The following is a 346-nucleotide window of genomic DNA, read 5'->3' on the forward strand; positions in this document are numbered from 1 at the left end:
GAAAAGGGAAGAGAGAGGGAAAAGAGGAGGAAGAGGGAAAAGGGGGAGAGGGGAAGAGAGAAAGAGAGGAAGGGAGGAAGAGAAGGGGAAGAGGAGGAGAGGAAGAGAAGGGAAGAGAGAGAAGGAAGGGAAGAAGGGAAGGAGGAGGAAGAGAAGAAGGGAGAGGGGAAAGAAAGGAGAAGAAAAGGAAGGAGGAGAGGGGGAGGGGAGGAGAAAGGAAGAGGAGGAGGAGAAGAGGGGAAGAAAAAGAGAAGGAAAGGAGAAAGAAAAAGAGAAAGGGGAGAGAGAGAAGAGGAACAGGAGCCGGCACGGCAACGAGATTGCCGACATCCAGAAGGGTGACACT

At 52.3% G+C, this 346-nt stretch carries 1 protein-coding gene; it reads left to right on the forward strand.

The features are described 5' to 3' along the window. Positions 1 to 342: hypothetical protein (locus tag NR073_RS11435; RefSeq protein ID WP_256748848.1), on the forward strand; the 342-nt coding region annotated here is incomplete at its 5' end. Positions 343 to 346: the final 4 nt, after the last annotated feature.

This window comes from Micrococcus sp. Mcc28 (genome assembly GCF_024519775.1).
Taxonomy (GTDB): Bacteria; Actinomycetota; Actinomycetes; order Actinomycetales; family Micrococcaceae; genus Micrococcus; species Micrococcus luteus.